Below are 25,111 nucleotides of genomic sequence, written 5' to 3' on the forward strand. Positions count from 1 at the left end.
GTATTTCACCTAGCAACATTCTAACCTCACAAAAACTATACCACCACTCATAGGAAGTGAGAAAACATTTATTGTTTTAATATAATAAAAAGGCCGATGTATAACTTTCCTTAACCACAATTAATAAATAACTATATTTAACAATATACTGTGGTTGAGTTAATTATGCAACAGCCCTATTTATATAATTTACTTAAACTTTTAAAAAAATTATCGATTATAGAATAATTCCACATTTATTAAATAATTTAATTAATCCAACTTCAACACACTCATAAATGCCTCTTGCGGAACCTCTACGGAACCAACCTGACGCATACGTTTCTTACCTTCCTTCTGCTTTTCAAGCAGCTTTCTCTTTCTGGTAATATCTCCACCATAGCATTTTGCAAGAACGTCTTTTCTAAATGCCTTTACTGTTTCACGAGCAATAATTTTTCCACCTATACATGCTTGAATTGGTATTTCAAACATCTGTCTAGGAATTGATTCTTTAAGCTTTTCCGCCATTCTTCTTCCACGAGAGGCAGACTTTTCTCTATGAACAATAAAGGACAATGCATCTACGATTTCTCCATTAAGCATTATATCAAGCTTTACCAAGTCAGATTCTCTGTAGCCTAAAAGTTCATAATCAAAAGAAGCATAACCCCTTGTTCTAGACTTAAGAGCATCGAAGAAATCAAATATAATCTCATTCAAAGGCATATCATATGTCAATACCGTTCTTGTTTCATCGAGATATGACATATCCTTATATATACCTCTTCTGTCTTGACATAGTTCCATTATATTGCCTATGAATTCAGTTGGAACCATAATAGTTGCTTTTACAATTGGCTCCTCCATCATTTCTATTTCTGTTACTTGCGGAAGATTGGTTGGATTGTCTATCATAATCACTTCACCTTTTTTGGTAGTGACCCTATATATAACACTTGGTGCAGTAGTTACCAAATCAAAGTTGAACTCTCTCTCAAGCCTCTCCTGTATAATTTCCATATGCAAAAGTCCCAAGAATCCGCATCTGAAGCCAAAGCCTAATGCAACTGAGGTTTCAGGTTCAAAAGTCAATGCAGCATCATTTAGTTGAAGCTTTTCAAGAGCATCTCTTAAATCTCCATACTTTGAGCCATCTGCAGGATAGATTCCACAGAAAACCATTGAATTAACCTTTTTATATCCTTCAAGGGGTTCCTTTGCAGGATTGCTTACCAAAGTAATAGTATCTCCAACCTGAGTATCTCTAACATTTTTAATACTAGCTGCTAAATAACCTACATCACCAGCCTTAAGTTCATTAGCAGGCGTCAATCCTCTCGGCTTCATATATCCCAACTCTGTTATAACAAATTCCTTCTTTGTGTTCATCATTCGGATGGTATCTCCAGTTTTTACAGTACCCTCCTTAACTCGCATATATACAATAACACCCTTATAGCTATCATAGAAGGAATCAAAAATAAGTGCCCGTAATGGAGCGTCCTCGTCTCCATCGGGACAAGGAATCATAGTCACTATTTTTTCTAGAACTTCATCTATATTTATTCCATTCTTAGCTGAAATAAGCGGAGCTTCAGATGCATCTATACCTATAACATCCTCAATCTCTCTTTTCACTTCTTCAGGCTGTGCGCTTGGCAAGTCAATCTTGTTAATAACTGGCATTACCTCAAGGTTGTGATCAATAGCTAAATAAACATTTGCTAAAGTCTGAGCTTCAATACCTTGAGCAGCATCTACAACAAGAATTGCTCCTTCACAGGCAGCCAAGCTTCTGGACACCTCATAATTGAAGTCCACATGACCTGGTGTATCAATTAAGTTATATATATATTCATGCCCATCAGAAGCTTTGTATACCATCCTGACAGCTTGCGCTTTTATGGTTATTCCTCTTTCTCTCTCAAGATCCATATTGTCCAAAACCTGTTCTTGCATTTCTCTTGAAGTAAGAACACCTGTTTTTTCAATAAGTCTATCAGCAAGAGTAGATTTTCCATGGTCAATATGAGCAACTATGCAAAAATTTCTTATATATTTTTGTCTTTCACTTGGCATCCGTTAACCTCCACACGCTCAATTAAAATCTTAAAATATCTTTTACTGCGCAATTAATTATACCATACCATTGCATAGGTGCAATATAGATATTCCAAGAAATATGCCGGGAGCTGTTAAAACAAGAAATATCTTGTTAGTAATCCATTTAAATAAGTTTGTACGGGAGTATAAGTAAGCTAGTTTCATAATTTTATCCTGCAAATGTGCTAATTTATTTTGAACTAAATTCACAGGTAACTTACTTATTTACTAGCTTACTTGCTTACTACTTATACACGAGTACAACTTAGATAGGGAAACGCTACGCATTAATTGATATTAAAATAAGACTTTACGTTATTTATATCCCTTTTTATATATTTTAAATTTAAATTGATTTTGCTATTCAGCACATTTATTTGACAAATATCATTTTCAAGCATTTCTATTTGTAATATTTCAATACGAGGAGTCCCATACATAACATAGCTCTTATTTAAATCTACCACCAGCAAGCCTATAAAAAGGATGCTAAAAAACAAAACAAATACAAACATTATCTTCAATTTATAAATTCTCTGCTGTCTAAATCTGATTTTTCTAGCCAAATTAACCTCCAATAGCCGCAACAGTGAAACTGTAAATAAAAACCACATCAAAATAGATTTAATTATATATTTGACAAAGCAGAGAATTTTTAGTCAGTATAAAACTATTAATTATTTACTTTTATATAGAACATCATTTATTGCCCTAGCTAAATATTCAGTACTTCTGACACATTCATCTATTGTATTTCCATCTCCTCCTATTTCAATTATAACTGAGCCATTAGTTAAATGCTGATTGTATCTGTTTTTGCTTATGTATACGGGCTTTACTAATCCAGGATATAATTCATTTAGCCTAGCCTGAATTTTTAATGCAAGCTTTAGGTTTTCTTTCCATTTGGAGTTAGGAAGTTTTGAGTCTGTACCAATAACAAACATTATTTGGGCTGCATTTTTCCCATTAATGGTTTTAACAACTCTAAGCTTTTGCCCGCTTATAGCATCTCTGTGCAAGTCTATGGTCATCTTTAACGAAGAATATTTATCCACATATTTTGTAAGAGTCTTAAGAGAATTTCCATAGGAACTGTTATAATCTTTATCGTGAATAGTAGTATCATGCAATACATTAATATCATATTTTTTTAAGTTATTAATAAGTGCTTCACCTACTCTAGTTACATTATATTTCGAGTCTGTTGTTCTTGATTCAACATTCTTCATTGTCAATTGTTCTAGATTTTTTAAATAGCTTTCGGTTGTATGGGTATGATAAATCAATATCTGAGGGCCTTTTTTATTTGGAAGATTTAGGGGTTCAGCTAAAAGCTTATTAACATCTATTTTATAATTTGTTTGATTTATTATATTAACTTTACCGCTAGTTACAACAGAATCGGTAACTTTTTCTTCATCTTCCTCATCACCCTCATAAGTTATACTGCTTGATACCTCTTGAAATGTATTAGCACTAGATTCTGAACTAGTATTTTCAGCAGTTTCAGTATTTTCTTTAATTTGAGCATTTGCCTCTAGAGCTTTTTCTTTAGCCTCCTGAATTTTTTTCTCTTCTAATGCCTTTTTTTCTAATTCAATTTGCGTTTGGACAAGATAGTCTTGATATTCGTTATTATAATACATTTTAAAATAAGGATAATTCGCTGTTAAGATTGTAATTGGATTATACCTGTCAATTCCAAATGAGTTAAACAAAATATCGTTGAATTTGTCAATAGCCTCGTAATTTGTTGATTTATTATTAAGTGCATCTGATAATCCTGACTTAGAACTATCATTGGTATCAGTTTTATTTATTCCCGCTATAGAAACTTTAAAGGCAAAGCTTCCCAATAAAATTCCAGCAGTTGCACATATAATTATAGGCAGTTTGTTTGTACTTTTTTTCATGCCCCCCAAATTTGAACTATTGTATATAGAAGTGCCATTTTGAACTCTTACAATATCCCTCATTTTTTACCTCCCACAGATGCTTCCTGCAAAATAAATAATATTTACATCTCCCAAAAGCCTATATCTTATCGGGCAAAGACTTGATTTGTAATGAACATTAGTTATTCTTCTAACAATATCTACAATATATAAATATCAAAAAGATTTTTGTATTAGGGCTGATATTTTTTATAGATAGACTTGTCTTTATTTCTCTTCCATTGCCATTTAACAAATCTTCTAAACAAATATATTCAAACATTAATAAAAATATACCTAGCTTGTACATCTTTTGGAAAATAAATACCATTTTACGGGAAATGTTGTAAAATTGTTTAGTGACTGTTTTAAAACTTCCTTTTAATCAAAACACACAATTATACTAAAGAATATTCTTATTTTAGAAACGGAGGACAAGAAAAATTGAAATTTAATACCATTAAGTGCTGCATGTGTAATAGCGTACTATTAAACTTACCCAAAGAAGAAGTGGAAAAATTAAACAATCTTACTTTCAGATGTGAATGCTGCGGACATCAACTTGTTTTAAAAGGGACTTCAGTTATCCAAGTTAAAAGTAACGATTCCATTTTTAATTATTTAAGTTATGAGTATCTTTAAACTTGAATAATATCTAATTTAACATATTGTTTATTTAAAACTTACATAATCTTACATAGTAAAATTAAATACTTGCTTACTGGTACTCCCGTACAAATAAATGCCAATAGCAACATTACAACATTGGTTTACTTGTACTCCAGTAAAAGCATAAACTAAGGGTTAAAAGTACTAGTTAACTCCTGTACAAACTTATTTAAATGTACTACTTCCAAGATATTTGTTGAATTTGTATTGGTTCATAATAGTTAATTATACCGCAAAATATATTCAGCATTTATATTTCATTACTTCGCGGGGATGTTGAAAAAATATCTTTAATAGTACTCCCGTGCAATATATATCTATTGCTTGCTCACGAATTTGATGCTGAAATAACTTATGTGAAGAACAAGTACTTCCTCCGACCGTATTACCAAGGCCTCCTTGTCTAGGGTTAATACTCACTGCTACTTTACTTCCGCAGTGTCGGCTACAATACTTGTTCTTCACCTACTATTTCTAGCATCAATTTCTAACCGAGCTTTGCAGTGATATAAATCAACTCATTGTGCTAATTTTGTATAAACCTTATATAGTAACATTTAAATTCTGGCTTACTGGACTTCCGTACAAGTAATTGCACTAAGAAGTTTACATCCCAAATAGTATTATACAATCTATATAAATTTTCTATGTGAAATAAATCTCATCAAATTGTCTACAGTAAGCATCAAATCATTTTTACAGCGTTCCCTTGCTTTGTCAAATGGCAATGCCACTCGATTAATGCTAAATATAGCACTTACACCCTCTTCATATACTTTCTCTATATCATCACCAATATCACCAACTATTGCAATGAGGGCGACACCTGCTTTCTTAGTTCTGCGAGCTACGCCTATTACAACTTTTCCTCTTAGTGACTGCGAATCAATTTTCCCTTCGCCTGTAATTACCAAATCTGCGTCTTCAAGCATAGAATCAAATCCAACAGTATCGAGAACAGTTTCAATTCCCATCTGCAACCTGCTGTCTAGAAATGCTGACATGCCGCCACCCATACCGCCTGCTGCACCTGCTCCAGCCATATTCATAATATCTTGTCCCAAATCTCTTTTAATTATCTCAGCAAAATGAGCGAGATTTCTATCAAGCATTTTTACTATAGTTTCATTAGCCCCCTTTTGCGGAGCAAAAACAACTGCAGCACCTTGTGAACCGCAAAGAGGATTATCTATATCACACATTGTTATAATTTCTATTCCTTTTAATGCAGGATTAATGCCCCTAACATCTATTGAAGTAATTTTATCAAGAGTCTCACCAACCGGTACAAAATTGTTTCCATTCTCATCTTTAAAGCTTACACCAAATGCCGCCGCTGCACCTGCTCCACCGTCATTAGTGCAGCTTCCTCCAAGTCCCACTATTATCCGTTTGCAGCCTGCCTTTGCAGCATGCTTTATAAGTTGTCCAACTCCATATGTAGTAGTTTTTTCAGGATGCTTATTATTACCAACCAGTGGAAACCCCGCTGCTGCTGCCATTTCAATAACTGCTGTATTATCAGGCAAAATACCATAAAAACTTTGAATTTCTTCAAAATAAGGTCCCTTCACACTAAGTGTCACCTTTTTACCACCAACAGCAGTTATAAAGGCATCCACGCTGCCCTCTCCTCCATCAGCCACCGGAACACTTATTATCTCAGCACTTGGGAAATATCTAACAATCACTTTACTCATAATTTCACAAATTTTAGTTGAAGACATAGTTCCCTTAAAAGAATCGGGAATGAGTACTACTTTATTCAAGCTTAACCTCCATCTCACCAGTATCTCTGGCTATTCTAATAGTAATATAGTAATCAAGAAAGTATATGGTCATTGCTTGATTGCTCAAATTCACAAAAAGCTGCTTGCAGCTTTTTGATATGCGAAGAGAACAATGAATACACCAAATGTGAACTTCGCATTTTTCAAGCTTAACCTCCATCTCGCCAATACCGTTGACGATACAATAGTAATATAGTAATCAAGAAAGTGTATGTTCATTGCTTGATTGCTCAAATCCGCAAAAAGCTGTGAGCAGCTTTTTGATATGCGAAGAGAATGATGAATACACTAAATATGAACTTCGCATTTTTCAAGCTTACCTCCATCTCACCAGTATCTCTGGCTATTCTAATAGTAATATAGTAATCAAGAAAGTATATGGTCATTGCTTGATTGCTCAAATTCACAAAAAGCTGCTTGCAGCTTTTTGATATGCGAAGAGAACAATGAATACACCAAATGTGAACTTCGCATTTTGCAAGCTTAACCTCCATCTCGCCAATACCGTTGACGATACAATAGTAATATAGTAATCAAGAAAGTGTATGTTCATTGCTTGATTGCTCAAATCCGCAAAAAGCTGTGAGCAGCTTTTTGATATGCGAAGAGAATGATGAATACACCAAATGTGAACTTCGCATTTTGCAAGCTTACCTCCATCTCGCCAATACTTATGGCACTTCAATTAGTAATATACGCAGTTAATATTAGATTATCATACCCTGCACTACCTTTCCACGGAAAATTGATATAACAACCATTAAAATTAAGAAAATCTTAAGAATTATATTGGATATTTTGTAATATTCACTTGATATTATTAACCATGCAATTAGCAGTGAAAGTTGAATTACTTAATTTTCAGTATTTAAAATCAGATAGATGGGGTGTGATATAATATTGAATGTATATTAAATGTATCTAATACTATTCCATATTAAAATAATGGAACTATTTTAATTACCGCTGAAACGGTGTGCTATATGAGCAGTGACACTTAGCTTAACAAGCGCGAAATGTACCTCTGCAAAGCAGAAGGTCAACACTGTTACTTTAGTGCCAAAGGAACTTGGAGGTTTTCTAGTGAATATTCTTGTTTGTGATGATGAAAAAGATATTGTAGCTGCTATTGAAATATATCTTAAAAATGAAGGATATATAGTATATAAAGCATACAATGGAGCTGAAGCTTTATCAGTGTTTGAAGAAAATGATATTCAATTGCTTATTATTGATATAATGATGCCAGTAATGGATGGAATAAGGGCTACAACAAAGATAAGAGAAAAGTACAACATCCCAATTCTGATGCTCAGTGCAAAGTCTGAAGACACAGATAAAATCATTGGTCTGAATTTAGGAGCAGATGACTATGTAACTAAGCCCTTTAATCCATTAGAATTGATTGCTCGTGTAAAATCACTACTGAGAAGATATGTTACCTTAGGCAGCTTTGTCCAGCGAACTGGAGTATTTAAAACAGGTCAGCTCATTATTGACGATAATGCTAAAGAGGTTAAAGTAGATGATGAACTGGTAAAGCTAACACCTGTAGAATACAAAATATTAAAACTCTTGTGCGAAAACGCAGGAAAGGTCTTTTCTATTGACCAAATTTATGAGCAGGTTTGGAATGAACCAAGTTTCTCTGCTGAAAATACAGTGGCAGTACATATTAGAAGAATTAGAGAAAAAATCGAAATCAATCCGAAGGAACCAAAATATTTAAAGGTGGTGTGGGGTATTGGATATAAAATTGAAAAAATATAAATTTTCTGTATGGTTTAAATTACTTGCAATAGTGCTTTGTACAGCTGGAATGATAAGCATAGCCTATGGTGTAACAAAAGCACCTTATTTTGAATTTGTATTTCAAAGCACCGATTTTGAAGATAGCATTGAACTGAAAAACATATTCAGTAATATTTACCAGCATGTGTCAAACGTTGCCTTCAATTATAAAAGTGAAGAAAATATTAGGACAACCTCTAAAGTAGATGAAAGCTATATTAGTGATAAAAAGAATCAACTACTTTATGAAAGAGAAATTGCAATTCAAGAAATTACAGATAGATATGCCAGCTTGATACAGCAACGTTCTGATAATTGGAACATAAACAACATATATTCTAATGTAATTGAAGACCCATATGTTTCTGAAGAAAATAGCAATATAGAAAATAATGGATATGATGTCACTAAAACTGATACAGCTCCATCAAATTCACAATCAAGTGAATACAAAAACTGGCTCGAAGTTCTCGTTCAAGAAAGAGACCAAGAAATACAAGCTGTTATAGAAAAATATGATGCCTCTATAAATAATATAAAATCAGACTATATTGATGAACGGGTAAAGGATTATTATAAAGAATTAGAATATCTCAAAAAGCTAGAAGGAATACACTACGCAGTTGTTGACAATAACAAAGTAACTTTTACTAATATGTCCGACTCTAGTTCAAACTCTATTGATTCTTTTTATTTAAGGCATGAAAAATGCCTTGTACTTACTTATGAAAACATTAATTCTACATATCCAATAAACTACTATTATGACACTTCAAATTTTCCTAAAACTTCTGTAATTTATCTTGGACTTACTCCAGCAAAATATAGAAGTGAACTAGCTGCATACAACCAAAATTATAGTGACGGCCGTTTAGGTTTAACCTTGCTTATAATTGGACTTGCTGCCTTCCTGATTGGCTTGCTTTATATTGTATATGCTTCAGGACGACGTGTTGGTAAAGATGGAATTCATTTAATATTTGCAGACTATATTCATTTAGATGCTGCTTTTGTCCTTTCATCAGCAGCCATAATACTATGTACTATTCAGGCATACCATTTTTATAGTTATTTTATTATGGAAATGACGCAAATCAATAGTAGTCTTCTTTTTGCAGGTTTTGCTCTGATAGTCGCATTAGGTACTCTTATAGGGATATTATTTATAACAATCTTATCAAAAAGGGTTAAACGACATGAAGTAATCAGTCATACTATTTTATATAAAGTTTGCAAATGGAGTATTGTAAAATCCAAGAAATTAATCTCTAAAATGGGCTCTGTTTATGATACAAGTCCTATAACAATACGATTAGTATTTATTTTCGGCTCATATGCATTTTTGACTATTGTATGTTTACTTCTATTTCTTGCAGGTTCTATAGGTATCTTTTTAGGCTTTTTTTGTATCATAAGCATTAATGTAGTATCATTTTACTATATCCTTAAATACTATAAAATTCTAAAAACTATTAACGAGGGTGCAGAAAAAATTCGTGCAGGTGAGCTGTCATATAACATACCCCAAGAAGGAATTCCTGAATTTAAGCAGTTATCAGCTACTATTAACGGAATTGCCGATGGACTCAAAACTGCTGTTAGTAGTCAAGTTAAGTCAGAGCGTATGAAGACAGAGTTAATTACAAATGTATCCCATGATTTGAAAACTCCATTGACATCAATAATAACCTATATAGATTTACTGAAAAGCGAGGGACTTAATTCTGAAAATGCAGAAAAATATTTAGGTATAATAGACAATAAAGCCCAGCGCCTCAAAGCCTTAACTGAAGACTTATTTGAGGCAGCAAAAGCAAGCAGCGGCAGTATAGCTGTAAACCTAGAAAAACTAGATGTTGTATCATTAATATCTCAAGGTCTTGGAGAGTTATCGGATAAAATAGAAGCGTCGGGCTTAAACTTCAAAATTAATATGCCTTCCTCCAAGTTATTTGTTTATGCTGATGGAAAGCTGCTGTGGAGGGTCATAGAGAACTTGCTGTCAAATGTTTTCAAGTATGCCCTGCCCAACTCAAGAGTATATATTGATACATTTTCCACCGCTAATAATGTTAAAATCGTTATAAAGAACATTTCTGCTTATGAACTAAATATTGATGAAGAAGAACTAATGGAACGTTTCAAAAGAGGAGATGCCTCTCGCCATAGCGAAGGCTCTGGTTTAGGACTTTCAATTGCCAAAAGCTTAACAGAACTTCAAGGAGGAAACTTCCATATCGAAATTGACGGAGACTTGTTTAAAGCAATAATTGAGCTGCCTGTGGGCTACTAACAAAACCCTATATGACTGAAGCATATTAAATTTCAGATTACCGTTCCACCCTAACAATTGATATAAAATCATTAAAACCCGCTTTAGTAAGTATTTTACCAAAGCGGGTTTTTAAATATCTTTTATTGAAGAAGTTGTTGCAAAGCTCCTTTCTCTATTCTGCCTGCTTATTCTCTACTTGAGCCTCAACATTTTCAACCTTTTGCTCATCCTTTTCGCCCCTAATATTCTTAAAGGCTACAGACAGCATCAGCTTAATTCTGTTTAACTGATTTACTTCACTCGCACCTGGGTCGTAGTCTACAGCAACTATATTAGACTGGGGATATCTTCTGCGAAGCTCTTTTATCATACCCTTACCGGTAACATGGTTTGGCAGACAAGCAAAAGGCTGCATACAAACTATATTTCCCGCACCACTTTTTATGAGTTCAATCATTTCAGCTGTCAAGAACCAGCCCTCTCCCGTTTGGTTTCCAAGGGAAAGTATTTCAGAAGCACAATCAGCTAAATGATAAATTGAGCTTGGAGCCTCAAATCTTTTACTTTTACGCAGATATTTTTTTAAATATCTCCTATACCATTCAATAGCAGCAATAACAGAGTTATTAATTATCAAGCTTTTAATTGTACCAGATAAATTTCTATACTTAAAATTGGCGTCATATGCACAATATAGGAAGAAGTCAATCAAATCAGGCATTACAGCCTCTGCTCCTTCTGCCTCAATAATATCAACTACATTGTTATTTGCATCAGGATGGAATTTTACCAAAATCTCACCAACAAGCCCAACTCTAGGCTTAACAATGTCGTTAAGTTCTAATTCATCAAATTCCTTTATGATGGCCTTAATGTTCTTTTTAAAGCTGCCTCTTTTGTTCTCACAAATAGAATCTATACATATCTTAACCCACTTTTGATAAAGTTCATTAGCAGAACCTGGAATCTTTTCATATGGGCGTACTCTATACAGAACTCTCATAAGAAGATCACCATATACAAGAGCCTTTAGAGACAAATCAATAAGCTTTAGTGATATCTTAAATCCGGGTTGACTTTCCAAGCCCGACGCATTTAGAGATAAAACAGGTACTTGATGCATACCGGCTTCTACCAATGCTTTTCTCAAAAATCCTATATAATTTGTTGCACGACAGCCACCGCCAGTCTGCGTAATTAATACAGTAGTATTGTTCAAATCATACTTTCCGGATTTTAGTGCATTTATTATCTGACCAACTACAATTATAGAAGGATAGCAGGCATCGTTATTAACATACTTGAGTCCATCCTCAATTGCAGCAGTAGTAACCTCCGGAAGCACCTCAACATTATAACCTGCAGTTCTGAAGGCAGGTTCAAGGAATTGAAAATGTATTGGTGACATCTGCGGCGCAAGTATAGTATGCCTTTCCTTCATTTCTTTTGTAAATGTAATCTTTTCAAAGCTGCTGCGTTTCCTTTGATGCTTTACCTCTTTCCTATCTCTTTCCTCAATTGCAGCAACCAAAGATCTGATTCTGATTCTAGCAGCTCCTAGATTATTTCCTTCATCTATCTTTAAAACAGTATATATATTATCATTTGCTTTTAATATTTCTTGCACCTGATCAGTTGTTACAGCATCTAAACCGCATCCAAATGAATTTAACTGAATCATCTCAAGTTCAGGATAATCGTTAACCACATTTGCAGCAGCATACAGTCTCGAATGATATTTCCACTGATCAACAACTCTAAGAGGTCTTTCAGTATTTCCTAAATGGGCTATTGAATCCTCAGTAAGCACTGCAAATCCATGAGATTTTATTATCTGAGGAATTCCATGATTAATCTCAGGGTCTATGTGGTAAGGTCTTCCAGATAGTACAATACCCTTTCTGCCATTTTCTCTGATAAACTTTAGGGTTTCCTCTCCCTTTTTCCTTATATCTCTTTTAACATTTTCGTCTTCAGCCCATGCCTTATCAACTGCAGCATCTATTTCGGACTTAGATATATTGAATTCTTTGCCCAAAACTTGATATAGTCTGGTTTTCAGCTTAGGCTTGTTGTCATAAGGCAAGAATGGTTTAAAGAACTTTATATTATTTTTCTTTAATACATCCATGTTATTCTTAATAACTTCAGGATATGAAGTTACTATTGGACAATTGTAATGATTGTCTGCGCCTTCATCCTCAATCATTTCATATGGTATACAAGGATAAAAAATAAAGTTTACCTTCTTGTTTATAAGACTCATTATATGACCATGAACAAGCTTTGCAGGATAGCAAACCGATTCAGATGGCATGGTTTCAATACCCAACTCATAAATTTTCTTTGAGGATCTAGGTGAAAGTTCAACTCTAAATTTTAGTTCATTAAAAAATGTAAACCAAAATGGATAATTTTCATACATGTTTAGAACACGTGGTAATCCTACTGTTCCTCTTGTATATTCAATATCATTTTTTTGCTTATATCCGAAAATTCTCTTATATTTGTATTCATATAAATCAGGAACATCCTCATCATTAATTTCTATTCCTGCGCCTCTTTCGCATCTATTACCAGAAACAAACCTACTTCCATCGTTAAACTGGTTTATTGTGAGCAGACAGCTATTATTACAGAATTTACATCTTTGAAGCTCAGTGGTATATTCAAAATCACCAATGTTTTCCCTAGTTAATAAAGTTGACTTTGCTCCAGTATAACGCTCCTTTGCAATAAGAGCGGCACCAAAAGCACCCATAAGTCCTGCTATATTTGGCCTAATTGCTTCTCTTCCTGAAATCAATTCAAAACTTCTTAAAACTGCATCATTTAAGAATGTTCCACCCTGAACAATAATCTTTTCGCCCATATCCTTTGGGTCACGAATTTTAATAACCTTAAGCAGAGCATTCTTTACTACCGAATAAGATAATCCAGCGGAAATGTCACCTACCTGCGCACCTTCTTTTTGCGCTTGCTTTACTCTTGAATTCATAAAAACAGTACAACGTGAACCCAAGTCAACAGGTTTTTCAGCCAATAATGCCTGAGAAGCAAATTCTTCAACAGTTGAATTCAAAGAGTTTGCAAAGGTCTCTATAAATGAACCACAGCCTGATGAGCAAGCCTCATTAAGCATTATGCTGTCAATAATACCATCCTTAATTTTTAGGCATTTCATATCCTGCCCGCCAATATCAAGGATAAAATCTACTCCAGGCAGGAAGAAGTCAGCTGCTTTGTAGTGTGCAATTGTTTCTATTTCCCCTATATCAACGCCAAGTGCAGCTTTAATTAAGCCCTCACCATAGCCTGTAACAGTTGAGTTAACAATTCTAGCTTCTGAAGGTAATTTTGAATAAATATCCTTGAGTATTTTAATTGCTGAATTTAATGGGCTGCCTTGATTACTTCCATAATATGAATATAGCAATTCTCCTTCTGTATTAATCAAAACTGCTTTAGTAGTAGTTGAACCTGCGTCAATTCCAAAAAAGCAGTCTCCTTTGTAGTCTGCAAGAGGCTTTGTATTAATTGAAGCCTTACTATGTCTTTCTCTAAATTCATCAAGTTCCTTCTGATTATTAAACAGAGGACTAAGCCTTTCAACTTCATGAACTGAAATTGTATTTATTCTAGGTAATCTTTCCTTTAATTTCTTAAATGAAATTGGTTTACACTCTTTGGAGGAAAGAGCAGCACCAATAGCAACAAAAATTTGAGAATTGGTTGGAAAAATTACTTCCTCCGGTTTTAGATTTAGTGTAATCTCAAATCTTTTTCTGAGTTCAGATAGAAAATAAAGTGGTCCTCCCAGAAACGCAATGTTGCCCTTTATTGGCTTACCACATGCCAGACCGCTGATAGTTTGATTAACAACAGACTGAAAGACCGAAGCGGCAATGTCCTCTTTTGCTGCTCCTTCATTTAATAATGGTTGAATATCTGTTTTTGCAAATACGCCACATCTTGCCGCAATTGGATATATGACTCTGCTGCCTTTTGCAAGTTCATTAAGTCCCATTGCATCAGTCTGCAAAAGAGACGCCATCTGATCAATAAATGAACCAGTACCTCCTGCACAGGTACCATTCATTCTCTGCTCAAGACCTCCTTTAAAATAGGTTATCTTAGCGTCTTCTCCACCTAACTCTATAGCAACATCAGTCTTTGGAATAAGCTTTTGAACAGCTTCAGCTCCAGCAATAACCTCTTGAATAAAATCTAGGTCAAGCCACTGAGAGACAAGTAATCCTCCCGAACCTGTTATCATGACAGTACATTCGTCTTCAATAAACTGTTCACAAGTTTCATTCATCACTTCAAATATGGTTTTCCTTATATCAGAATAATGCCTTTGATATTTTGAATAAAGGATATTTTTATTATTGTCAATAACCACTATTTTTACAGTAGTCGAACCTACATCTAACCCAACATGATAGAACTTTTTCATTTTCTTACCTAACCCCAAACTATATTTTGTGATTGCATTATATTGTTTACTATTATATTACTTAAACGCTTAACTTAAGATGAATTATTACTCCATCTGAAGAATGGTTATCCAAAGTCAATATCTGTCTAAACTCCACTTACTCAAGCGGGAGGTCAGCATTAGTGACATGAATAAAGCATACTGCGTTTACCAAACATAACTATATTTATATTTTGTATTCATTAACATTATAACATTTAATCTTTTGTAATTCTTATGTGAAGTTCTTCCAACTGGCCTTCATCAACAATATCAGGCGCATTATCCATAGGTGATGATGAATTTTGTACTTTAGGAAATGCTATTACATCTCTGATACTATCAGTCTTTGCCATTAGCATAATCATTCTATCCAAACCAAAGGCCATTCCGCCATGTGGAGGAGTTCCATATTTAAAGGCATTGAGAAGGAATCCGAACTTTCTATTAGCATCTTCCTCAGTAAATCCAAGCATTTCCAGCATTTTAGCCTGCAAATCCTGTATATGAATTCTAATACTTCCTCCGCCCAACTCGACACCATTTAATACTATATCATAAGCCTTTGCACGTACTTTACCAGGATCTGTATCAAGTAATTCCAAATCTTCATCCATTGGGCAAGTAAAAGGATGATGCTTAGCTACATAACGCTTTTCCTCTTCATCATATTCAAAGAGAGGGAATTCAGTTACCCACAAGAATTTAAATTCATCTGGATTCAATATATTGAGTCTTCTTGCCACTTCAAGCCTCAACTGTCCCAAAGCATCAAAAACAATATCATTTTTATCGGCAACAAAGCAAATTAAGTCTCCTGGCTGTGCATCAGCTCTTTCAAGCAATGCTTTCATCTCTTCTTCAGTCATAAACTTTGCAAAGGAGGACTTAATCTCATTATCAGCACTTATTGAAACCCAAGCCATTCCTTTTGCCTTATATGTTTTAACAACCTCTACTAATGCATCAATTTCTTTTCTGCTGAATTTTGAACAACCTTTTGCATTAATAGCTCTTACACTTCCACCTGAAGCAATCGCATCGGTAAACACTTTAAATCCACAGTTTGCAACTAAATCAGACATGTTTACAAGTTCCATTCCAAAACGAATGTCTGGCTTATCCGATCCAAATCTCTCCATAGCTTCTGCATATGGCATCCTTATAAATGGCGTTTCAAGTTCAACTCCTAAGGCTTCCTTAAATGCTCTTTTTATAAAGCCCTCATTACAAGTAATGACATCATCAACATTTACAAAGGACATTTCGATATCTATTTGTGTAAATTCAGGCTGCCTGTCTGCTCTAAGGTCTTCATCTCTAAAGCATTTAGCTATTTGGAAGTACCTGTCAAAGCCAGAAACCATAAGAAGCTGTTTATAAAGCTGTGGTGACTGTGGCAGCGCGAAGAACTTTCCTTGGTGAACTCTGCTTGGAACAAGATAATCTCTTGCTCCTTCAGGGGTACTCTTAATTAGAATAGGTGTCTCTACCTCTAAGAAACCATTTTCATCATAATAGTCACGTGCAACCTTTGCAACTCTGTGTCTTAATATGAAATTCCTCTGCATATCAGGTCTTCTTAAATCCAGATATCTGTACTTCAATCTTGTCATTTCATTAGCATCTAAGTTCTCCTCAATATAAATTGGAGGAGTTTCAGCAGTACTAAGTATTCTTAGTTCCTTTGCAGTAATTTCTATAGCACCAGTTGCCATTTTTTTATTAACAGCTTCAGGTGCTCTTGCAGAAACTGTACCTACAACGGCAAGAACAAATTCACTTCTAATAGTTTTTGCTCTTTCAAACATTTCCCCATCTTTATCTGTAAATACAATCTGCAATATACCAGATATATCTCTCAAATCCACAAATACAAGACTTCCTAAATCTCTTTGTTTTTGAACCCATCCCATTACTGTTACTGTTTCACCGATATTTTCTACACCAAGTTCAGTACATTTGTGACTTCTTTTGAGTCCATAAATTGATTCACCCATTTTCATTACCTCCATATCCGCAATTTTGCGGTTTATTTAATATACTCAACATATGCTAATTAATTTTGTAATTATATTTTTATCAGCTTTTCAGCTTTTCAATAATCTGTTCTAATTCAAGTTCAATTTGTTCTCCTGTTTCCATATTCTTTAGTTTAAACTTGCCTGCCTTCACTTCATCCTCACCAACAACTATTACGTAAGGAATACCCAGCTTGTCTGCATAAGAGAATTTCTTTCCCATTTTTCCTTCATTAAAGTATATCTCTGTAGGAATATCAGCTTCTCTAAGTTTTGTTGAAAGTTCCAATGATTGAGCCATGGTTTCCTGCATTGGAATTACAAGAATCTTTGAGGTTGTTGCTTTTTTTGTTCCACCTACCACACCAGCAGCCCTTAACTGATAGAACAGCCTTGTAAGTCCGATAGATATACCAACGCCTGGCAACTTTTTGTTTGTATAATTCTGCGCCAAATTATCATATCTTCCACCTGAACAAACACTTCCAATTGAAGGATATTGGTTTAATATCGTTTCATAAATTGTACCAGTATAGTAATCCAATCCTCTTGCTATAGTCAAGTCCACAGTATAATTAGCTACTGGCACTTTGAAAGCTGCAATATAGTTAAGCACTTCTTCAAGTTCTTTCACACCTTCAGCAAAGGTATCATTTTCTATTCCTAATTCTTTTAAGCTTTTTAAAATCTCATTGCAACTGCCTTTAATACCAACAAATCTTAAGACACTATTGGCATCTTTATCTGAAAGACCAATTGTTTTAAGTTCTGCCGCTACCGCTTCATTTCCTATCTTCTCTAGCTTATCAATTGTCCTTAATACCTCTGTTTTATCAGAAACTTTTATACTCTCAAAAAAGCCATTTAAAATCTTTCTATTATTAATTCTTATAGTAAAATCGTCAAAACCAAGTGCTTTAAAGGTAGAATAAATAACACTTAATATCTCTGCATCATTTATAACACTTAAGCTTTCATTTCCTATTATGTCTATATCACATTGATAAAATTCTCTAAATCTGCCTTTTTGCGGCTTTTCACCTCTAAATACTTTGCCTATATGATATCTTTTAAAAGGAAAGGTCAATTCGCCGAAATGCTGTGCAACAAATCTTGCCAAAGGCACAGTTAAATCGAATCTTAAGGATAAATCATTATCACCTTTATTAAACCTATAAATTTGCTTCTCAGTCTCTCCGCCTCCCTTTGCTAACAGTACTTCTGATTTTTCAATCATAGGCGTATCAACAGGGATAAACCCGTATTTTTCATAGTTCTTCTTGATTGTATCAAGCATATTATTAAATACAATCTGGTCTGCAGGTAAAAGTTCCATAAAGCCCGGTAGTATTGAAGGCGTAACTATCTGCTTTGTCATTTAATACAACTCCTATCATATATAAAATTTTAATAATTTCAAAGGAACAATGTTAAGATACATCAACATAAAAAATAAATTCCCATACGTTAAAAAATTCCCCTAATCCCAGCAAGGGACGAGAGGAAACTTCCCGCGGTGCCACCCTAATTACTCTACTAAATATAGAACCTTCTTAAAATCTTTAACGCAGAAAACGGATGAGTTTTTGCTCATCAACCACGGAGAAATATCTCCTAGAGGGTGTCTTTCCTCAGCTTAGCTATAAGCTGCTCACAGTCTAAGGCAGCCTTCCCTGAAATAGCAATTACTGAATACTCTTCCTTTTAAGGTCTTTTGCAGTATTTAACATATAATATATTTTAAAATTAGCTTTAACTATTGTCAATATTTATTATTTTTTAATTGATTACACAGTTTAGCTTTTCTTTCAATCATCTCATCAACTCTGCCAATATACTCTTCAACAGTCTTGACATTATAAGCCCTCTCTATTCTATTTTGTGGAAAAACAAATTTAGAAGCTGCTCCTGCCCCGCATGCAAAAATAGACTGTCTCTCCTCCATTATCTGTATGTTATATAAACATTCTTTATTTTTTCTGCTGTAGCCCACATTCTCTAAATTACCCAAAATATTTTTTTGTCTGTAGAGATAGTAGGGACTAAGCCCCATTTCTTTTGCATATTCTTCTGAAATATCTACCATTTCGGATACTTGTCTATATTGGGCTTCTAAATTATATTTCTCCCTTTCTTCTGTTAGGCGGGACGCTCTTTTTATGGACATTGTATGAACTGTTAAACTATCCGGTTTCATAGGCTTTATTTTCTCTAGTGTTTCTCGAAACATAGCCACATCCTCTCCTGGAAGGCCGCAAATTATGTCCATGTTTATATTATCAAAGCCTAGATCACGAGCCATATAAAATGCCTTTTCGATATCTTCGGGAGAATGCTTCCTCCCTATCTTTTCTAAGGTTACTGAATTCATAGTCTGAGGATTTATGCTTATTCTAGAAGCCAAACTTTCTTTAATAACCTTTAATTTATCTGCATCAATTGTATCAGGCCGTCCTGCTTCAACAGTATATTCTTTCAAATCTGCCAAATCTAAGTATTCCTCAATACCTTCTAAAAGCCTTGACAATTGATAAGCTTGTAATGATGTTGGCGTGCCTCCGCCTATGTAGATATTTTCAATATAATAATTACAATCTTTAATTAGTTCTCCTGTATGCTTAATTTCTTTAAGCAAGGTTTCCACATATAAATCTACTGTTTTTTTATATTGTCCGATTGTGCTAGAACTAAAAGAGCAATAAAGGCATCTTGTTGGACAAAAAGGAATTCCTATATATAATGAGATGCTGTTCTCCTTGGAATTTAAAAATAAATCTCGTTGATTTTCTGCCACCTCATATAGAAGCTTTGCTTTATTATCAGTAACAAAATAGTCATTTTTCAAAGTAGAGATAATATCATCTTTGCCCATACCATTGTCAATGAACTCATTTACCAATTTAGTTGGTCTGATTCCTGTTAATACTCCCCAAGGAATAGTTTTGCCTGTATATAGGGTCAATAGTGAGAACAATTTTCTTTTGAATATACGTTTAAAACTCTTAAGCTGTTGCCTATCCTCAGATTCAAATACATTATTGCATGGCAGACTGATAACTTCGTCAAATTCTCCGTCTTTTAATCTAAGCTTAATACATTCAATGCCATCTGATTCTATTTTGCTGCATAAAATAAATGCCCCGGAACATTTCTCCCTAGGCTCATCTAAAAGCTTGATTTCATCAGGTAAAAAAAACAATTTTATAATATCTTCAAATTCATAGTTAACACTGCTGCATTCATTTCTATAAAATAACATTTTATTCCTCTTCTAATTTAGAATTTGTAAAATTCAGCCTTATAAAATTAACTTTGTTTATTGGTGTACATACTCCTTTTTTGTGAAAAGACACTTGTGGCTTTTCTTAACCTGAAAAGCACCATGTTTGCACCAATTGGGCTTTCAGGTTGTACACACCCGTCTTACATAATCTTTTATATATGAAAAGACACTTGTGGCTTTTCTTGACCTGAAAAGCACCATGTTTGCACCAATTGGGCTTTCAGGTTGTACACACCCGTCTTACATAATCTTTTATATATGAAAAGACACTTGTGGCTTTTCTTGACCTGAAAAGCACCATGTTTGCACCAATTGGGCTTTCAGGTTGTACACACCCGTCTTACATAATCTTTTATATATGAAAAGACACTTGTGGCTTTTCTTGACCTGAAAGGTACCATGTTTGCACCAATTGGGCTTTCAGGTTGTACACACCCGTCTTACATAATCTTTTATATATGAAAAGACACTTGTGGCTTTTCTTGACCTGAAAGGTACCATGTTTGCACCAATTGGGCTTTCAGGTTGTACACACCCGTCTTACATAATCTTTTATTATGAAAAGACACTTGTGGCTTTTCTTAACCTGAAAAGCACCATGTTTGCACTAATTGGGCTTTCAGGTTGTACACACCCGTCTTACATAATCTTTTATTATGAAAAGACACTTGTGGCTTTTCTTAACCTAAAAAGCACCATGTTTGCACCAATTGGGCTTTCAGGTTGTACACACCCGTCTTACATAATCTTTTATATATGAAAAGACACTTGTGGCTTTTCTTAACCTGAAAAGCACCATGTTTGCACAAATTTAAATTTCAGGTTGTTACCACTGACCAGAACTCCTTATAGGATTGGCTCTTTTCTCCATCTCAATTGTTGTACTATTCCCATGCCCTGGATATACAACCATATCATCTGGTAGTACAAACAGCTTATTAACAATTGAATTATATATCTCCTCAAAGCTGCCATTTGGAAAATCCACTCTTCCATATCCTTGCTTAAATAGCGTATCTCCCGAAAACAGAGTATTATTAACTTCAACACAAATAGAGCCTAGCGTATGCCCCGGTGTATGGATAACTTTTAATTCCAAGCTCTCTAATTGAATTATGCTGCCATCTCTAAGCACTTCATAGCTTCCATCATATGATGTAGCCATTCCTGTAAATGCAGATAAATTATGTCTAGCATCTGTCAAAGCAATTATATCATCAACATGAATATATACTGTTGCATTTGTACTTTTTACTATTTCATTTATTTCTACAATATGGTCTACATGTCCATGAGTAAGTATAACTTTTTCAATTGTTAAATCTAATTCCTTTGCAGCTGCTAGAACCTTTTCGCATTTAACACCGGCGTCAATTAAAACAGCCTTTTTATTATCTCCAACTAAATAGGAAATTGAATCATACATTCCGCCATAAATTGGTTTTACAATCATATTAACCTCCTACGCCCCATTGGAGCATGAACATTATTAAAGCTATAAGCGACGAGCCTCTGCTTCGCAGTCATACGCCTCAATCATTATAACATTGTATTCATTACATAATTTATATATACAATTTGTGAGTATAATAAACCATTGATATTCAACAATAGACTTTTTTGTGAGTAAATTTGAATTAAAATTCCTTTTTACTATCTAGCATAAGTGTAACTGGTCCATCATTGCTTATATCTACAAGCATATGTGCTTGAAATACTCCCTTTTGAACTATTATACCATATTGATTGCATTTATCTAAAAAATACTCATAAAGTTCATTTGCTTTTTCAGGTCTTGCAGCCTTATCAAAACTAGGTCTTTTACCTTTTCTGCAATCTCCATATAGTGTAAACTGAGAAACAACTAATATTTCTCCACCAATGTCCAACAAGGATCTATTCATTTTTCCATCATTGTCTTCAAAAATACGCAAATTAAGAATTTTATCTGCTAGGTAGTCAGCATCGGAAAAAGAGTCTTCAAGACCAACCCCTAACAGCACCATAAGTCCCTTCTGTATTTGGCCTACAACATTATCCTCCACTGTAACCTTTGAATTTATTACCCTTTGCACAATGGCCCTCATTCTTACCTCCCATACCAACAAAAACCGCTTGCGGTTTTTGTTGCTCGAAAACGCATCATGTTCACACAAACTATGTTTTGAGCTTATTCCACAACTATACATTCAAAAATCAAACATTTTTAGTAGTTCAAAATTATTTGATGCTTGAACAAAAATAATTCAAGCTGCTAACCTTCTATTTACCAGTAACGTCGGCGACACCAATGGTAAATATGAATGTATGGTCATAGCTTGATTGCTCGAAAATGCATCATGTTTGCATTAATTATAATTTTCAAACTTACTTCCCAAACCTTCAAAAACCGCTTGTGGTTTTTGAAGCTCGAAAATACACCACGTTCGTACAATGCTTCGAGTTAATAATATACACAAAATACAATCTTTAATTTTAAAATTACTGCTTATTTCTCGTTACATCAAACACACTGTCTATCTTTTGTATTTTTTTAATTATTTTTTCTAATTGCTCTGTATTAGATATTTCCAAAGTAAGGTTAATTATAGTCACCTGCTCCTTTGTTGTTCTCGCATTCAAAGCCTTAATTGGTATTTTCAATTCAGTAACGCTATTTGTCACATCTAACAATAATGAAGACCTGTCATGAGCCATTACCGTTATATCTGTCTTATAAGCTACATCAACTGTTGAATACCATTTTACATCTATCAGCCTGCCTTCTTGTTCAAGACCTGCCTTTACATTTATACAATCACTTCTGTGTACCGAAACTCCTCTTCCTCGTGTTATATAGCCAATTATTTCATCACCGGGAACAGGATTGCAGCACCTAGAAAGTCTAACTAAACAATTGTCAATTCCTTTAACAACAATTCCGCTTTCGGGAATACGCTTTTTCTTCTTTTCATTTTTGGACTGGGCAATATTTTCAAGAATTTGCTCTAATTCTTCAGGTTTAAGTGTCTTTTTAAACTCTTCCTTCAGCTTGGTCAACACTTTATTTGTAGTCATTGCACCATAGCCAATTCCAGCATATAAGTCCTCTAAAGATGAAAAATTATATCTTCGAAGAACTAATTCAACCCATTCAGGCTTAAATAATTGATTGTAGGTAAAGCCTTGCTTTTTAAGCTCCTTTTCAATCATTTCTTTGCCTCTGATGATATTCTCTTCTCTTTTTTCCTTTTTAAACCACTGATTAATTTTGTTTCTTGCTTGGCTGCTCTTTACTATTTTCAGCCAATCTCTGCTAGGTCCATGTATAGTGGAAGAGGTCAAGATTTCAATAATATCACCATTTTGAAGTTTATAGTCAATTGGTACCATTTTACCATTAACCTTAGCTCCAATCATTTTGTTACCAATTGCACTATGAATATAATATGCAAAGTCAATCGGTGTTGAATCAACAGGAAGGTTTAAAACATCTCCCTTTGGCGTAAATATAAATACCTCATCAGTAAACAAATCTATTTTGAGTGTTTCCATAAATTCGTTTTCGTCTTTGGTATCCTTTTGCCATTCTAAAAGCTGCCTAAGCCATGCAAATTTGTTTTCGGTGTCCTTAGCCGCAACTTCCTTTCCTCCTGAACCGTCTTTTCCAACCTCTTTATATTTCCAATGAGCAGCAATACCTACCTCTGCTACTCTATGCATCTCCCAAGTTCTTATTTGAACCTCAAAAGGCTTTCCTTCAGGTCCTATAAGAGTAGTGTGTAAAGACTGATACATATTTGGCTTAGGCATTGCAATAAAGTCTTTAAACCTGCCAGGAATAGGCTTATATAGTTCATGGACAAGACCAAGCAAAGCATAACAATCTGGAACAGTATTTACAATTATGCGAAATGCAAACAAGTCGTAAATCTGTTCTATTGTTTTACCCTGGTCAACCATCTTTCTGTATATACTATAAAAGTGTTTTGGTCTTCCGTCTACCTGTACATTTTCAAGTCCAAGTTCAGCTGTCTTTTCTTTAAGCGTTTTTACTATTTCATTTATATATGCTTCTCTTTCTTTTCTCTTATAAGCTACTTTTTGAACTAAATCATAGTAACCTTTGGGATCTAAATATCTCAGACATAAATCCTCAAGTTCCCATTTTATTTTTGAAATACCAAGTCTGTGCGCCAAGGGAGCATATATTTCTAAGGTTTCTCTTGCTTTCTCAATCTGTTTACCCTCAGTCATATATTTTAAGGTACGCATGTTGTGAAGTCTGTCTGCAAGCTTAATCATAATTACTCGAATATCTTTAGCCATAGCCACAAACATTTTTCTAAGATTTTCAACCTGCTGCTCTTCCTTTGAAGTAAACGGAATCTTACCCAGCTTTGTGACTCCATCAACAAGTTCAGCTACTGCTGTTCCAAACTCAGCTTTTAACGCTTCATATGTACATGTTGTGTCCTCAATAGTATCATGGAGAAGTGCCGCTACAAGCGCAGTAACATCCAGCTCCATATCAGCTAAAATTATTGCAACTTCAACTGGATGAATAATATATGGCTCTCCAGAATTTCTTTGTTGACCCTCATGTGCTTTACTTGATACATTATATGCCTTCTCCAGCAAATCAAAATTAGCATTAGGATCGTACTTTTTAACTTTTTCAACAAGTAATAAAAAGCGTTCTGTCAAAATATAATGCCCTCCATTGGTCAATATGAATTAACTACTCAACTTTCCATTGATATCCCCATACCGGCAACTATCAATTTAAAAAATTGGGCTT

Annotated in this window: 14 protein-coding genes; 2 read left to right on the forward strand and 12 right to left on the reverse strand. The window is 34.3% G+C overall.

From position 1 onward, the window contains the following. Positions 1-252: 252 nt before the first annotated feature. The 5 genes from lepA to EHE19_RS19590 all read right to left on the reverse strand — a co-directional run bounded on the left by lepA (position 253) and on the right by EHE19_RS19590 (position 6,641). Entirely contained in the window at positions 253-2,061 is a 1,809-nt protein-coding gene (lepA, locus tag EHE19_RS11570; RefSeq protein WP_137698706.1) for a translation elongation factor 4, read from the reverse strand. A 311-nt stretch (positions 2,062-2,372) separates the two neighbouring features. After that, positions 2,373-2,651 (reverse strand): hypothetical protein, encoded by a 279-nt coding sequence (locus EHE19_RS11575; RefSeq protein ID WP_137698705.1) that lies wholly within the window; start codon positions 2,649-2,651, stop codon positions 2,373-2,375. A 111-nt stretch (positions 2,652-2,762) separates the two neighbouring features. Then, positions 2,763-4,064 (reverse strand): stage II sporulation protein P, encoded by a 1,302-nt coding sequence (gene spoIIP / locus EHE19_RS11580; RefSeq protein WP_137698704.1) that lies wholly within the window; start codon positions 4,062-4,064, stop codon positions 2,763-2,765. A 1,259-nt stretch (positions 4,065-5,323) separates the two neighbouring features. Continuing rightward, on the reverse strand, positions 5,324-6,460 hold the full coding sequence (locus EHE19_RS11585) for a glycerate kinase family protein (protein ID WP_137698702.1): 1,137 nt from the start codon (positions 6,458-6,460) through the stop codon (positions 5,324-5,326). Next, positions 6,453-6,641 carry a hypothetical protein gene (locus tag EHE19_RS19590; protein WP_137698701.1) on the reverse strand — a complete coding sequence of 63 codons (189 nt, stop codon included), beginning with the start codon at positions 6,639-6,641 and terminating at the stop codon, positions 6,453-6,455. The genes EHE19_RS11585 and EHE19_RS19590 overlap by 8 nt, the downstream gene beginning before the upstream one ends. A 923-nt stretch (positions 6,642-7,564) precedes the next feature. On the opposite strand from EHE19_RS19590, the gene EHE19_RS11590 reads away from it, so the two are divergent. Next, the gene (locus EHE19_RS11590) at positions 7,565-8,251 is read left to right on the forward strand and encodes a response regulator transcription factor (RefSeq protein WP_137698700.1); all 687 of its coding nucleotides are present in this window, start codon (positions 7,565-7,567) and stop codon (positions 8,249-8,251) included. Continuing rightward, positions 8,226-10,565 carry a HAMP domain-containing sensor histidine kinase gene (locus EHE19_RS11595; protein WP_137698699.1) on the forward strand — a complete coding sequence of 780 codons (2,340 nt, stop codon included), beginning with the start codon at positions 8,226-8,228 and terminating at the stop codon, positions 10,563-10,565. Before EHE19_RS11590 ends, EHE19_RS11595 begins: the two co-directional genes overlap by 26 nt. Positions 10,566-10,719: 154 nt before the next feature. On the opposite strand, the gene EHE19_RS11600 is transcribed toward EHE19_RS11595, so the two are convergent. The 7 genes from EHE19_RS11600 to EHE19_RS11630 form a co-directional block, all read right to left on the reverse strand. After that, positions 10,720-15,006, reverse strand: a complete 4,287-nt coding sequence (locus tag EHE19_RS11600) for a 2-hydroxyacyl-CoA dehydratase (protein WP_137698698.1) — start codon at positions 15,004-15,006, stop codon at positions 10,720-10,722. A 239-nt stretch (positions 15,007-15,245) separates the two neighbouring features. Further along, positions 15,246-17,027, reverse strand: coding sequence for an aspartate--tRNA ligase (gene aspS, locus EHE19_RS11605; protein ID WP_137698697.1), 1,782 nt, complete (start codon positions 17,025-17,027; stop codon positions 15,246-15,248). A gap of 82 nt (positions 17,028-17,109) precedes the next feature. Continuing rightward, a complete protein-coding gene (hisS, locus tag EHE19_RS11610) occupies positions 17,110-18,426 on the reverse strand; it encodes a histidine--tRNA ligase (RefSeq protein ID WP_137698696.1) in 1,317 nt (438 codons plus the stop codon). 384 nt (positions 18,427-18,810) lie between these two features. Further along, positions 18,811-20,307, reverse strand: a complete 1,497-nt coding sequence (gene hemZ / locus EHE19_RS11615; protein ID WP_137698695.1) for a coproporphyrinogen dehydrogenase HemZ — start codon at positions 20,305-20,307, stop codon at positions 18,811-18,813. 850 nt (positions 20,308-21,157) lie between these two features. Beyond that, the gene (locus tag EHE19_RS11620) at positions 21,158-21,784 is read right to left on the reverse strand and encodes an MBL fold metallo-hydrolase (protein ID WP_137698694.1); all 627 of its coding nucleotides are present in this window, start codon (positions 21,782-21,784) and stop codon (positions 21,158-21,160) included. Between the two features lie 184 nt (positions 21,785-21,968). Continuing rightward, positions 21,969-22,418 carry a D-aminoacyl-tRNA deacylase gene (gene dtd / locus EHE19_RS11625; protein ID WP_137698693.1) on the reverse strand — a complete coding sequence of 150 codons (450 nt, stop codon included), beginning with the start codon at positions 22,416-22,418 and terminating at the stop codon, positions 21,969-21,971. 394 nt (positions 22,419-22,812) lie between these two features. Beyond that, positions 22,813-25,017, reverse strand: a complete 2,205-nt coding sequence (locus EHE19_RS11630; protein ID WP_137698692.1) for a RelA/SpoT family protein — start codon at positions 25,015-25,017, stop codon at positions 22,813-22,815. Between the last annotated feature and the right edge of the window lie 94 nt (positions 25,018-25,111).

This window comes from Ruminiclostridium herbifermentans, from assembly GCF_005473905.2.
Lineage (GTDB): Bacteria > Bacillota > Clostridia > Acetivibrionales > DSM-1351 > Ruminiclostridium > Ruminiclostridium herbifermentans.

Coding starts and splice junctions, on each gene's coding strand:
- lepA (WP_137698706.1), bottom strand. CDS start 2,061: ATGCCAAGTGAAAGACAAAAATATATAAGAAATTTTTGCATAGTTGCT.
- spoIIP (WP_137698704.1), bottom strand. CDS start 4,064: ATGAGGGATATTGTAAGAGTTCAAAATGGCACTTCTATATACAATAGT.
- EHE19_RS19590 (WP_137698701.1), bottom strand. CDS start 6,641: ATGGAGGTTAAGCTTGAAAAATGCGAAGTTCACATTTGGTGTATTCAT.
- EHE19_RS11600 (WP_137698698.1), bottom strand. CDS start 15,006: ATGAAAAAGTTCTATCATGTTGGGTTAGATGTAGGTTCGACTACTGTA.
- aspS (WP_137698697.1), bottom strand. CDS start 17,027: ATGGGTGAATCAATTTATGGACTCAAAAGAAGTCACAAATGTACTGAA.
- hisS (WP_137698696.1), bottom strand. CDS start 18,426: ATGACAAAGCAGATAGTTACGCCTTCAATACTACCGGGCTTTATGGAA.
- hemZ (WP_137698695.1), bottom strand. CDS start 20,307: ATGTTATTTTATAGAAATGAATGCAGCAGTGTTAACTATGAATTTGAA.
- EHE19_RS11620 (WP_137698694.1), bottom strand. CDS start 21,784: ATGATTGTAAAACCAATTTATGGCGGAATGTATGATTCAATTTCCTAT.
- dtd (WP_137698693.1), bottom strand. CDS start 22,418: ATGAGGGCCATTGTGCAAAGGGTAATAAATTCAAAGGTTACAGTGGAG.